Annotated in this window: 9 protein-coding genes; 4 read left to right on the top strand and 5 right to left on the bottom strand. The window is 54.0% G+C overall.

Annotated elements, in window-relative coordinates; all coding sequences use genetic code 11:
- Positions 1–51 precede the first annotated feature (51 nt).
- From FVQ81_04020 to FVQ81_04005, 4 genes are all read left to right on the top strand, one after another.
- Positions 52–300 carry a hypothetical protein gene (locus FVQ81_04020; protein MBW7995739.1) on the top strand — a complete coding sequence of 83 codons (249 nt, stop codon included), beginning with the start codon at positions 52–54 and terminating at the stop codon, positions 298–300.
- Positions 301–365: 65 nt separating this feature from the next.
- Positions 366–659, top strand: coding sequence for a hypothetical protein (locus tag FVQ81_04015; protein ID MBW7995738.1), 294 nt, complete (start codon positions 366–368; stop codon positions 657–659).
- Between the two features lie 66 nt (positions 660–725).
- Positions 726–1,019, top strand: a complete 294-nt coding sequence (locus FVQ81_04010; GenBank protein ID MBW7995737.1) for a hypothetical protein — start codon at positions 726–728, stop codon at positions 1,017–1,019.
- 155 nt (positions 1,020–1,174) lie between these two features.
- Positions 1,175–3,100 (top strand): radical SAM protein, encoded by a 1,926-nt coding sequence (locus tag FVQ81_04005; GenBank protein MBW7995736.1) that lies wholly within the window; start codon positions 1,175–1,177, stop codon positions 3,098–3,100.
- A gap of 467 nt (positions 3,101–3,567) precedes the next feature.
- On the opposite strand, the gene FVQ81_04000 is transcribed toward FVQ81_04005, so the two are convergent.
- The 5 genes from FVQ81_04000 to FVQ81_03980 form a co-directional block, all read right to left on the bottom strand.
- On the bottom strand, positions 3,568–4,740 hold the full coding sequence (locus tag FVQ81_04000) for a 4Fe-4S binding protein (GenBank protein MBW7995735.1): 1,173 nt from the start codon (positions 4,738–4,740) through the stop codon (positions 3,568–3,570).
- Positions 4,718–5,032, bottom strand: a complete 315-nt coding sequence (locus tag FVQ81_03995; protein ID MBW7995734.1) for a dehalogenase — start codon at positions 5,030–5,032, stop codon at positions 4,718–4,720. Before FVQ81_03995 ends, FVQ81_04000 begins: the two co-directional genes overlap by 23 nt.
- A gap of 15 nt (positions 5,033–5,047) precedes the next feature.
- Positions 5,048–6,502, bottom strand: coding sequence for a reductive dehalogenase (locus FVQ81_03990; GenBank protein MBW7995733.1), 1,455 nt, complete (start codon positions 6,500–6,502; stop codon positions 5,048–5,050).
- A gap of 272 nt (positions 6,503–6,774) precedes the next feature.
- On the bottom strand, positions 6,775–10,110 hold the full coding sequence (locus tag FVQ81_03985) for a PQQ-binding-like beta-propeller repeat protein (GenBank protein ID MBW7995732.1): 3,336 nt from the start codon (positions 10,108–10,110) through the stop codon (positions 6,775–6,777).
- A gap of 53 nt (positions 10,111–10,163) precedes the next feature.
- Positions 10,164–12,071: a hypothetical protein gene (locus FVQ81_03980; protein MBW7995731.1), complete on the bottom strand. Its 1,908-nt coding sequence runs from the start codon at positions 12,069–12,071 to the stop codon at positions 10,164–10,166.
- Positions 12,072–12,099: the final 28 nt, after the last annotated feature.

Genomic DNA, 12,099 nt, shown 5'->3' with positions numbered 1-12,099 from the left:
AGGACCTGGCGGTTTTTCACAGACACAATATCCGTCATGATCTTATCCGCCATGGCGTTCGGCAGTACTCTCTATGCAGGCAAGGACCAGCAGGGGCCGATCAACGCAGTTCAAAAGATGGTCGAGCAATATGAGATTCAGTATGTAAAGGGGCATGAAACAGCAGCCTGGCAATTGTATTACGCGGCCTGCCGTCTCAATGAAAAACATAATTTGGGACTGACATTGTACACGCCGGATGAGGAGACTCCTCCTCCTGATCCTGATCCTCCTGGTGGTGGCGCCGGCGGTGGTTATTGAATTTTGACATGGAGGTTTGTGGCCGGATTCCGGGTGGAGAACACTTCATTAGAGGAGAACTCATCATGAGAAAGAGCTGGCGTTTTGTTGCAGACACGATATCCATCATGGTCTTATCCGCCATGGCGTTCGGCAGTACTCTCTATGCAGGCAAGGACCAGCAGGGGCCGATCAACGCAGTGCTCAGGATGGTCGAGCAATATGAGATTCAGTATGTAAAGGGGCATGAAACAGCAGCCTGGCAATTGTATTATGCGGCCTGCCGTCTCAATGAAAAACATAATTTGGACTTGACATTGTACACGCCGGATTATGTGCCTGATCCGCCTCCTGACCCTGATCCGGGCGGTGGATATTGAATTTTATCCTGAGAGGTTTGTGGCCGGGTTCCGGGTGGAGAACACTTCATTAGAGGAGAACCAATCATGAGAAGGACCTGGCGTTTTTTCGCAGACACAATATCCATCATGGTCTTATCCGCCATGGCGTTCGGCACTACTCTATTTGCAGGCAAGGACCAGCAGGGGCCGATCAACGCAGTGCTCAGGATGGTCGCACAATATGAGATTCAGTATGTAAAGGGGCATGAAACAGCAGCCTGGCAATTGTATTATGCGGCCTGCCGTCTCAAAGAAAAACATAATTTGAGCTTGGTATTATACCCGCCGAATGATGCACCTCCTCCGCCGCCTCCTGGTGGTGTAGGCACTGGTGTATAGAATAAAATCGAGTGCTGTCGGTCTTGAAATTGTAAAGCCCCGCCAGTTTTTTGGCGGGGCTTTTGTATTGGCAAATACTTGCATTTCCACATGATTGATGATAAGAAAAGTGATAGATCAAAAATGCGGAATTTAATCCATACAGAAGCAGGACTATGAGGATACTCCTTCTCACACCACCCATGACTAACCTGACTTCGCCCTACCCGGCAACGGCCTATCTTGCGGGGTACCTCGGTTCAATCGGCGTCGAAGTGGACCAGGCTGACTGGTCTCTCGAGCTGGCGTGCCGGCTGTTTTCGAGGGAGGGACTCGAGCGGTTGCACGCGAGTGTCAAAAGTTGCGCCTCCGCAAATCGAGCGAGAAAGCGACCCTTCGTTAAAAATTATGCTAGCTATCGGGATACTGTTGATGAAGTTGTCGGGTTTTTGCAGGGCAAAAACGAGAAATTTGAGCAGCGGATCCTCTCCGGTCGGTTCCTGCCGGAAGGAAGGTATCTCCGGCAGCTCTTCCTGGGCTCAAAAGCGGCATCCTGGGCCCCCAGGAATCTCGACGACCTGGAAGATCACGACCGTGCGCGGGTGATGGCCAGCCTCTATTTGCTCGATCTGAGCGAGGTCGTTGACCTGGTTAACCCGGGATTCAAGATAAACTCCTACGCGAAGATGGCTGCGAGTTCATCTCGTTTCGACGACCTGCTGACTGTCCTGGAGGGGGAAGAGGGGAACCTGCTCCATGAGCTGGTAAGGGAGATGACCGTAGAGGGACTCCACCGATACCGGCCTGATGTGGTCGGCCTGAGCGTACCGTTCCCCGGCAGTGTAGCGGGCGCCCTGCTGATCGCACGGGCAATCAGAAACCTCGCCCCGGCGGTAAAGGTCGTAATGGGAGGAGGTTATGTGAACACCTACCTGAGGAAGCTTACCGACCACCGCGTTTTCGACTATGTGGACTACATCACCCTGGATGACGGAGCGCGCCCGCTGGCCTGCCTGCTGCAATTCCTGGCCGGGAAAAGAGGCGATGACGGGCTGCTGAGGACATACCTCAGTAAGGGAGAGACAGTCATCTACCAGTCCTCTCCTGACGAGAAGGACATTCCCTTTGCTGAATCCGCGACTCCGGTCTACTCCGGCCTGCCTCTGGACAGCTACCTCGCCCTGTTGTTCTCGACTAATCCGGCCGAGCGGAGAGTATGGTCACGGCGTTGGAACAGTCTGATTCTGGCACACGGTTGTTACTGGGGAAAGTGTGCTTTCTGCGACACGAGCCTGGATTACATCAAGCGTTACGAACCGCAGCGAGTCGACAGGCTGGTGGAGCAGATAGAAGATATCGCGAGCGAGACTCGGCTCGATGGCTTTCATTTTGTCGATGAAGCGGCTCCACCTTCCTTGCTGCGTTCCCTCTCCCGCCGCCTGCTTGAGAAGCGGACCGCGATCTCCTGGTGGGTGAACATCCGCTTCGAGCGGGCGTTCACACCCGAGCTGGCGCGGCTGATGGCTGAGGCCGGGTGCATTAGGGTCACCGCCGGGCTGGAGGTCGCATCGGATCGGCTCCTCGGGAAGATGAACAAGGGGGTCTCGGTGGCCCAGGTGGCCCGGGTTGCCAGGCGGTTCGTTGACAATGGGCTGCTGGTCCATGCCTACCTGATGTACGGGTTCCCCAGCGAGACGGTTCAGGAGACGATTGACAGCCTTGAAATGGTCAGGCAGCTTTTTGCTGCCGGCTGCCTGCACTCGGCCCACTGGCACCGCTTCGAAGCGACCGAGCACAGCCCGATCGGTCGAAATCCCCAGGAGTATGGGATCGAGCTGGTGGAACCAGACGGGGAAGATGAAAAGGTGTTCGGTGTTTTCCGGCGCAAGCACAAGGACCCGGCCGGCATTGACCACGAGGCCTTCGGGAAGGGGCTGTGGGATGCTCTTTACGCTTACCAGGAACAGCGTTATCTGGAAAGAGATGTACGGGAGTGGTTTGAGTTTACGGTACCCGGGACGACCGTACCGAAGGACTACATCGAGAATGTACTCTCGGGCCAGGAGCCCGTTCGGCTGCCCCCGAAAACGAATCCGCAGTAAATGACGGAATTCACAGCGGCTTTAGCCTGACCCTCTTCGTTTAACCTGCGACTATCCACCTCATATCCGCGCTGTACCAAGCGATCTCTGGCTTGGCTAGATCGCCATGCCTAAAGGTTGATCTTTGGGTAGGACTCAGCACTGCTCTGATTCTAAATGAGGGGCGATTTTTAGCAGCAAGTTCAAGATGCTTGAGTTCTCTCATTATTAGTGGTACAGCTTTTGAAGGCAGTTCAGAGGGCCATGATCAAACGGGAAACTCTGTAAGCGAGAAAGGATTTTTATCCTCGGGCCAGGAGAAGAGAAAAATCAGTTGCAATTGCGGAGATATACACCTTAATTTTTAACACCATCTGTCCAATATGTTCTGACGACATTCACTCATCAGAACCAGTTCTGCGCCAGTACGGCCGCTATCAGCCCGAACACGGCGAATACATAAAGTATAGCCAGAGCTTTGCCGGCCCCTACCCGGTTTTCCTTGTTGCCGTCCATAGTATCCTTACATTCGCCCGTAGCGAGTTCAGTGCTTCGGCAAAGACCTGAACGGGGCAGAAATACCGGCACCAGGGCCGCCGGATTACCAGCGCCGAAACTGCCATCACCACCAGCAGCAGCCAGTGGGCAATGGTGCCGTTAAGCGAAAAGGCGATCCCGAACGGTTCATAGCTTGCCAGTCCGGGCTTGCCGAGGAGAAGAGCGAAAAACAACGCAAGAAAAACGATTAGATTCCTGGCGGCCAGCACCGGCTTTTCAACCCGAGCGGGAAGACTCCGGCCCGCGCCGCCGGTCAGGGCCAGAAAACTCTGCAGCGCCCCGAAAGGGCACACGTAACGGCAGTGTATATTTTTGCCGGTGGCCAGGATAGTCAGGGCGAAACCGCCAATCAGCAGGTACCAGAACAGGCTTTCGGCAGGATGAGGGAAATAACCGAGCAGCAGTGCTGAAAGCTTGGCCAGCGTAATTGGAGAATTTTCCCAGAAGCCGATTACCACCAGCCCGGCCGCCTGGGCCGCCCGGCGGAAAAGCTTTTCCCGCGGCAATCGTCCCCCGTCGGCCAATACACCCACGATGAATAGAATTATTACCGTCAGCTCGGTCGGGCCGAACTCGGCCGGAAGCTTTCTTGCCGGCCGGTTGTAGCCGAACTTTTCCCGGCCCACTACCGCGGCCGCCCGTTCGATACTCTCCAGCACGGCCCTGGTGGTGCGAGATGCGCCGCTGAGCACCTCGATCCGGTAATCGCCCCGGGCCAGCGAATCGTAGCGCCTGCCGGCCAGTGTCTCGAAAATGTTACCGGTCTTGGCCAGCCGGTAGAATACATAAGTTTCTCCATGGCTTATCACCTGCCCGCCGGCTAGTACACCTGCGCTGTCGAAAACCGAAAGAGCGAGCAGCGGTCCGCCGTAACCGGTTCCCGTGGCCGTTGCCGCCCAGCCGGCCGGGCGCCGGAGGCCGCCGCTGTGTGTATAGAGGTCGAACAGGGGGCCGGACTTTTCCACCGTGACCGAGTCGGGGACCAGGGAGCGCACCAGCGAACCGACGTCTGGCCCGAGCCTGTTTCCGGCGGCAAACAGGGCGCCGATCAGGGCCAGTAGGGCCAGGGGATATATCAGTTTATTCAACTTCCTGCCGCTCATCTTTCCCGCCGGAGGAGTGGAGCAGTCTCCAGAAACCTGCACCGCAGATAACCGTTATCAGGCCGAAAAGCAGGCCGCCTTTGAGGGCAGCTTCCGTTTCTTTTTCGCCCAGGCTGGTGAAAACAAAGGATACCGTGAAGCCGAACATCACCGTCCAGACCAGGACCAGGCCCCACTGCCAGAGACCGGGAGAGTGGCCGCGGTCGGCCAGCCAGGCCTTGAAACCGATAAACGCCAGGCAGAGCAGCACACCCTCGATCAGCCAGAATATACCTGAATTGAAGAATTCCATGGCCGGTCCCCGTCCTCAGAGTTTGATGAAGTCTTCCGCGCGCATCCACCAGGGCGGCTTGCGGAACGAAGCATTTGATCCGCCCAGCGAGGGTATGTAGTATTCCCGCGGATCGGGCCCCGGATAAAAGCGCTTCTGCAGGGCCGTCAGAATCCGGTGCGAAATACCGGTTGGATCGTGCATCGCTACTTTGAGCACCGAGCGATGTAACCAGTTGGCTTTCCTGGTGTAAGGGCAGACGGCCACGCAGAGCCGGCAGCCGTAATTGCCCAGATTGGAATGCCAGAAATTGTGGCATTTAGCCTGGTTTATCTGGTAGCGGCGGTAACCCCGAACTTCCTCGGGACCACCGGTCGTGATCGCCCCGCTCGGGCAGTTTTCCGCGCAGATTTTACAGTTGCGGCAGAAATCCTGGACGCCGATATCGATCGGCATGTCAGGCTCGAGCGGCAGATTGGTAGTGACCACCGACGGCCGGAAATTGCTACCCAGTTCGGGAGTGATCAGAACCGAGTGGCGGCCCTGTTCGCCCAGGCCGGCATCGATACACACCGGCGGCACCATCAGGTCGTAGCTGTTGGACGGCACATGGGGCCGAGCGGCGTAGCCCAGGCGTTTGATGAAAGCGGCCAGGCGATGGGCGATTATCCGCGAGCGCGCATAGGCATCCTCGCTGGAGCTGTAGTTGGGACTTGCGTAGAGCGCATCCCAGGACATTGGCGAGCCAACCACTACTGCGTATTTCCAGTGGGCTGGCACCTCGAGCGGCTTATCGGGGTCGAAGCCGCGGTTGAGGTGGGGATAGCGGTACACCCAGTCGTGGTTCAGTTCGGTGATACCTACCAGCGTCGATCCTAGCTCGTGGGCGATTTTTTTCAGCAGCCGAGAAGTCCGGTCGGGGCTTTTCATCTCCAGCGTCTCGACCGGTTCCCCGCTGCGGTGGTCGAAAGGGAAGTCCGATATTTTGGGAGGTTCGTTTACCGGCGGGGTGCCGACCGCCGACATGGCGCCCGACCAGGCCCGCGCCAGGATGAATTTTTTGTCGTATCTGGCCGAGTCTTCTCGCAACCTCGGCAGGATGTCCCTTTCGTTGATCACATCCAGTTCGAAGTCTCCCGGTTTCTCGGAATAGTACTCCTGCAGGAGTGGGTCCAGGTCATCGATCTTCACTCCCTCTTTGTACTGGCGGTGGAAGCGGCCGCGCCGGTCGAAGATGACGTTGGTTCTGGCATCCGGGCGGGATGCCGCACCCGTTTTTCCGTAGGTCGGCCGGTCGACAGTCCATTTCCGCCGGTCGAAACTCTGGGCGGCGCCCTCTTCGACCTCCAGACCCGTATAGCTACCGAAATCCTTTCCGGCCTGGTATCCTGCAATCCCGAGTCCGGCCGTGCCCAGCGCTGCACTCGAGGCGCCTGATAATTTCAGGAACGTCCTGCGGTTGACCCGGTCTGTGAATTCGGAATGGCCCATGGTTGAATTCCCTGTACTAAAGTAAAGTGCTGATTTGCAATTCGCTGGATTAGAGGTCTGAGTTGTATGTCGTCAGAACAAGTTGGACAGATGGTGTCAAAAAATTAAGGTGTACTTCTCAGCAATTGCAACTGATTTTTCTCTTCTCCTTTCCCAAGGTTAAAAGCCTTCCTCGTGCTCAGAGTTTTCCGTTTAATCATATCCCTCAGCGACAGGCGCTGCCTTGGGCTGCCCCCCGGAAACGAGCCCGGATTACTGTGAGCAGACCATCATTACAATCGCTCTTTAGCCGCGAAGCAGTTAACAGTGCCGTCCTGCATTACGACCACTACGCTGCCTTCTCTGCTGATGAGCAAACCACCCGGCAAGGCGGGAGAGTTCAGTGGCTGTTCCCAAATAACATCTCCGGAAATGCGATCCAGTGCGCGTACCGTCCAGCGGTCGTTTCCTCCGCGTGCCAGACGAGTGCGATATACTTCCGCCACTGCATTGCTGGCCATGGCCAGGGATACTGTATCGCTATCTCTTAGCCAAACTGAGATATCTTTGCCGGATGACCAATCACCAAACCGGGGTAGAAAAGTCCATGCCAATGACCAGCCTGATACCTCTTTTCCGGATAACCAATCGTTTTCCGGATTGCCTCCAGCCAGTAACTTTTTTATGGAATCAAACGAATAGCAGACTGGTTTGGAGTATAATCCGTCTGCCATTACTAACTGCCTTTCGTCCCAGGCAGGAGGGATTTTCCCGTTGCATAACTTAATTCCTTCACCGGTCTGCCAGTCTCCCGACAGGTCGAGTACCGTAAATTTGCCCGGATTGACCACGTTCTCCGTGGCTGAGAATCGAAGCCTGCCGCCCTGGATCAGGTAGCGCTCATTCAGCACGCCTATCTCCTCGCCGCGGTTGATAAAGTATCTGGGCCTGCCGCCTGCAACCAGTTGTCCATAATGTTTACCTGTGGCCACATCGTATGAAGCAGGCGGAACCACGTTGCCGCCGGGCATCCACAAGCGGCCGCCGGAGACAGTCAGCACACCCTGGGCCGAAACTCCCTTCCTGAGTTCCTTATCCAGATGGCCTGAACTTGTGTTCTGCCACTTCAGTTTACCGGTGACCGCGTCCAGTGCATATACGCAGGTCCCGTCGTAGTCAATGATACCTGCCGCTGCATAGGCTACACCCTCATTAACAAGCACTCCGCTGTTGACCGGCCAGGTCGAGCAGAGCGAGCCGTAGACCATAATCTTTCTCTCCACCGGTGCGCTCCTGAAGCGCCAGAGCGGCTCACCCGTAGCCGCCTCCAGCACATGGACATAACCGTCACCACAGCCGAAATAGGCTCTTCCCTGCCACAAAGTGGGCGGCTGTATAACCGGCCCGCCCGCCAGAAACACCCATTTCAACCGGCCTGTTTTTGCATCGATTGCGCGTACCTTGCAGTCGTCACCACCGATAAAAACGAGTCCTCCCGCAGCTGTCGGAGCCGTTGGCTTGAATGATTTTCTGGAAGTGAAACGCCAAGACTGCGTCACTTCGGCAGGCACTGTTGCACGGGAACAGGCAGTGCGGGCATTGTTAGCCCTGTATGTCGGCCAGTCTTTCTCCGTTATTTCGAACGGAGTTATTTTCGAGGGATTTTCAGCTAGCAGTTCAAGCCTGGTAAGCTTGGCATCCCGAAGGGGGAAGTCGAAGTTTCCCGCGGGGCACATTGCCACTCTGCCGATCAGCGAAAGGTTACAGTCGCAGGCCCAGGGCCCGACGTAGAGCAAGCCGTTGGCCGGGATCACTCCATCGTTGCAGGCGGGTCTGACTGCGCCGTTGTAAAGCACTTTCCCCGCAAGACGGTCATAGCGGACTATTCCATCGCCCCCGCCTCGAGCGAAATAGGAATCCCGGCAGGCGGTTAGCCTTGCACAGCCAGTCTTTCTGAATCCCAGATCCGCCAGGGTTATCCCGGTCAGTGGATCAATCTCCTGGATGCTTCCCTGAGGGCCGATACCCACTACCAACTTTTCGTCAGTGTAGAGCATGTTAGAATTATTAGTGATTTTTTTCCTGTGCCAGAGCAGGCTGCCGTCCCTGTTGGAGACGGCGACTATGTTCAATCTGGTTTGAGCCTGATAGAACAGCGCATGGGGAGTATAAAGACAAAAACAACTGGTGCGCCATCCAGGTGTGGATTTCAGGCCTCTGCCCGGCTCCTCGATCAGTTCCCTGGTTTTAGGATTATCATTAGTCCAGATTACTTTACCGGTGATTGCATTCAGGCTGCCCAGATGGGAATCCGGACAGTAGAAAAAAATCTTGTCATCTCCTATGGAAAGAGCCCTTGAATCGATCTTGGCTTCCTCACGGTGGGTCCAGAGCAACTTTCGCATTTTCAGGTCCCAAGCCATGATGGTATTGCCGAAGCCCCATGGTATCCGCTCATCGTAATAACCTGAGCTAATATCATCCCAGCTCCAGGCTATTCCCGGGCTTCTCACGATAGTAGTCTGAGAGGGGTCCCGTTCCTCGCCCAAAAGCGAATAGAGTATTCCGTTCTGGATAGCCATCCACTTCCATTCTCCCGTAAGTTCCGGGATACGAACCCTATCCTTCTCTTTGCCGGTCTCCGGGTCAAGAACCAAACAGCCGTCACCATCGGGATTGATCATATAGAAGTTGTCGCCGGTAGCCACAAAAGCCGAGCGATGCACCAGGTAGCCGTCAGGCAGCGTCCGCCTCCAGAGTTCCATGCCGTTATAACCATTCTGGGCGACAAGCGTATTGAGCCACGGTTCTTCGCGCCGGTGGTGAGCGATATGCCCCATGGCAGTGAATATCCTGCCCTTAGCTACAGTAGTGATCGCGGGCATTGCGATATAAAAGGGGAGGCTCATGAACTGAGTCATGTAGGGCGCCTGAATCGCAGTGTCCCCGGAGACCGGATTGTTGTCCGGGCCGTGCTCCCAATGGCTCCAGTCGTCCGCCCCTTTCATGGGAGCTTTTGTCAACACTGCCCAGACACCCAGCCTATCTTCCACTGTCGTCCACTCAGCTTCCCCTGACGAACTCAGCCAACTCCGAATCTGATTCTCGCTCAGTGTGCCCCCTTGGGTTCCAGGCTCCCCGAGAGTTCCTAACAGCGCCTTTCCACGGGGACGCAGCACACGCAATATTTCTGAAAGCGATAATTTGGAAAGGCCTTGTTCTGAAAGATGGGCTGCGAGAACAAGGTCAATCGTATTGTCCGCGTAAGGGAGTTCATCAAGCTGCGACTTCTCGATGTTGATCGAGCGGCCGAACAGTCCTTTTTGATCGGCTTTTATCCTGGCCTGCTCGACAACTGAATTCTCCGGGTCAAGCAGGTGGACAAAAATTCGGCCCCCGGCAGCCAGTTCCAAGGCTAGTGCCAGATTCTCCCCACCCAGAACAGAAAAAAGCCCACGGTCAATCTCAGCGATTTGGCAAAGATGTTCAGAAATGGGAGACGAATTTTCCCCTGTGCCTGGTTTTTTGGATCCGGCCTCCGCCGCAGCGACCGGACCCATAAGTAGCAGGCAAGTTAAAAGAGAATAAATATCCAAGCGAAAGCGACTTTTTTTATCGCCAGAGATCATGCTAACCTCCAGCCCGGAAGGCAGTGAAAGTGGATCAGGCCAGTTCTATTAAATTACAACGTTCTAAATATTAGCTTGAGAGTACAATGTTTAATTTCAGGTGGCGGTTCAATACGAACTCGAGTGCCGCCGAAATTGCCAGTATGCAATTCAGATGTTTTGGGAAAGAAACAAGTGACTTTTGAATTGGCAGGCAGTTCCAGAAATTCAAAAACAAATATCGACTTGTCAATTTGGATGCCCAACAGATCGATTTCATCTGATTTGAAAGACCGTCCGCCGTACTGCCCCCCTGATAGTGGCAACGCGCCTTTCTCTATTGCTTCCACTTCCTCGTTGAACCAAAAACCTAGAAAGCTATTGATTCGCTTGAACAGATGAAAGTCTATCTGGCTTCTGCCAGATAGGTCACTCAATTCAATGCTCATATTCAACGTATCGCCGTTAAAGCTGTAAAACGACTGCATTGTACCGCCATAATTGCCTTGAGGATCTGTAAGATTCTCCTTCCAGTTCATCTGCAGGCCGTTTTCACTGCGAGTTTTCAGATCGATAATCTGCTGCTGTGAATCGAACCGGTTATTATCTGTCAGGACACGAACATGCGGAAATGCCGCCCAGTCGCTTGTATCCCCGAGGCGGAGTTTCTTTTTCGTGCTTTCCATTTCTGAAGGAAGTGATTTCAAGGTAGAGAAGAGCCAGTCGCCGTGGCCCTCGTGCCAAAGGTTAATGAACCCTCTGGCCCAGATGCTTCGGGAATAATTGCACATGTAGGCAACATACTGCCCTTCACGCAGAACAGTGCTTTCAATCCCCTTAAAATTCTTAATTTGAGGATAAACAGGTTTTTCAGAAGAGGCTTTGAGGGCTGCTTCCCAAAGCTCGATATTATCACCCCAGGATGGCTCGCCGTATTTTTGAATAAAATAGCCGGCAACAGGATCTTGCAGTGCTCCCATAACAAGTATGATGGTGGAAAAGAAGGGGAATTTAACAGGATATCTATTGGGAATTATAGAAATCAATCCACTTGAACGGGTGCCGAAGTTTCCGGCCCAATTCAGTGTGGGGGTGGAAAATCCCACAAGCGAGGGAAATATCTGTTTGAGTGTATTTTGCAGAAATGGTATTTTAGATTCGAAGGCGAATTCCGCGAGAATCCATGCGCCTGACAATTGGTAATGCCCTGAGCAACCTCCATTTTCTCCTTGTATCCAACCTTCTTCGTCAACATCGCGACGGATTCGTTCCTCCGCCGCCCATAGCGCCCACTGTATCCATGCGCTGTTGCCGAATTCCTGCCCCAGGCGCCATAGTAATCTTGAAAGATCCAGGGAACAATTGAAAACAAAAGAACCAACTAAGGGATTCTGATAAATCCAGCCTCCCAACTTTTGCAGGGATTCCTGCCACCACTTCAGTTGTTCCGGGGACAGATCGTTTTTTATGAGCTTGTAAACCTCAAACATCTCGTTTCCGCGGAAATTCACCCCCCAGGGTATTGTCCGCCAAAGATCGTCAGGTGGGACCCAGGTATTCCGGTCGTACTCAATAATTGTCCCGGCTGGATTGAAATAGTGTTTACAGATGTAATCAGCCAGAGACACGGCGAATTCACTGTATTCTTCCCCTTGGTTCTGGTCTGCAAGCATTGCCGCCTGATGTGCCAGATTCAATCCAATACTCATTATGCTCACCGTAACGCGGTGTTTGTTTTGTTCTTTCAGGAGTTCCAATATTTTTTCCGCATTGCTTCCCGTCTCCGACATAACAGGATCTACGTCCCTGTGAGCGCGTAATATATGATATCCCCTGATATCAGTTGTTGTCAGTGTTGATTTATTTTTCCCGCTCTCATAAAAATTTGAAGGTGAAATTTCGGCATTGATTGTTTGTGCGATTGCCAAAGTAATTAAAAGCGGATAAATGGCTGTTCTGATGGAAATAAATATCCTGTACATTATGGTCCTCACAATCATCATTGTGATG

The sequence above is a fragment of the Candidatus Glassbacteria bacterium genome, assembly GCA_019456185.1.
In the GTDB taxonomy this organism is placed as follows: Bacteria; Gemmatimonadota; Glassbacteria; order GWA2-58-10; family GWA2-58-10; genus JAJRTS01.
This window is presented reverse-complemented; position numbering and strand designations above follow the sequence as displayed.

What these genes read in the sequence shown, in the direction of transcription:
- FVQ81_04020 (MBW7995739.1), top strand. Translation starts at nt 52, where the DNA reads ATGGCGTTCGGCAGTACTCTCTATGCAGGCAAGGACCAGCAGGGGCCG.
- FVQ81_03995 (MBW7995734.1), bottom strand. Translation starts at nt 5,032, where the DNA reads ATGGAATTCTTCAATTCAGGTATATTCTGGCTGATCGAGGGTGTGCTG.
- FVQ81_04005 (MBW7995736.1), top strand. Translation starts at nt 1,175, where the DNA reads ATGAGGATACTCCTTCTCACACCACCCATGACTAACCTGACTTCGCCC.
- FVQ81_04010 (MBW7995737.1), top strand. Translation starts at nt 726, where the DNA reads ATGAGAAGGACCTGGCGTTTTTTCGCAGACACAATATCCATCATGGTC.
- FVQ81_03985 (MBW7995732.1), bottom strand. Translation starts at nt 10,110, where the DNA reads ATGATCTCTGGCGATAAAAAAAGTCGCTTTCGCTTGGATATTTATTCT.
- FVQ81_04015 (MBW7995738.1), top strand. Translation starts at nt 366, where the DNA reads ATGAGAAAGAGCTGGCGTTTTGTTGCAGACACGATATCCATCATGGTC.
- FVQ81_03980 (MBW7995731.1), bottom strand. Translation starts at nt 12,071, where the DNA reads ATGTACAGGATATTTATTTCCATCAGAACAGCCATTTATCCGCTTTTA.
- FVQ81_03990 (MBW7995733.1), bottom strand. Translation starts at nt 6,502, where the DNA reads ATGGGCCATTCCGAATTCACAGACCGGGTCAACCGCAGGACGTTCCTG.
- FVQ81_04000 (MBW7995735.1), bottom strand. Translation starts at nt 4,740, where the DNA reads ATGAGCGGCAGGAAGTTGAATAAACTGATATATCCCCTGGCCCTACTG.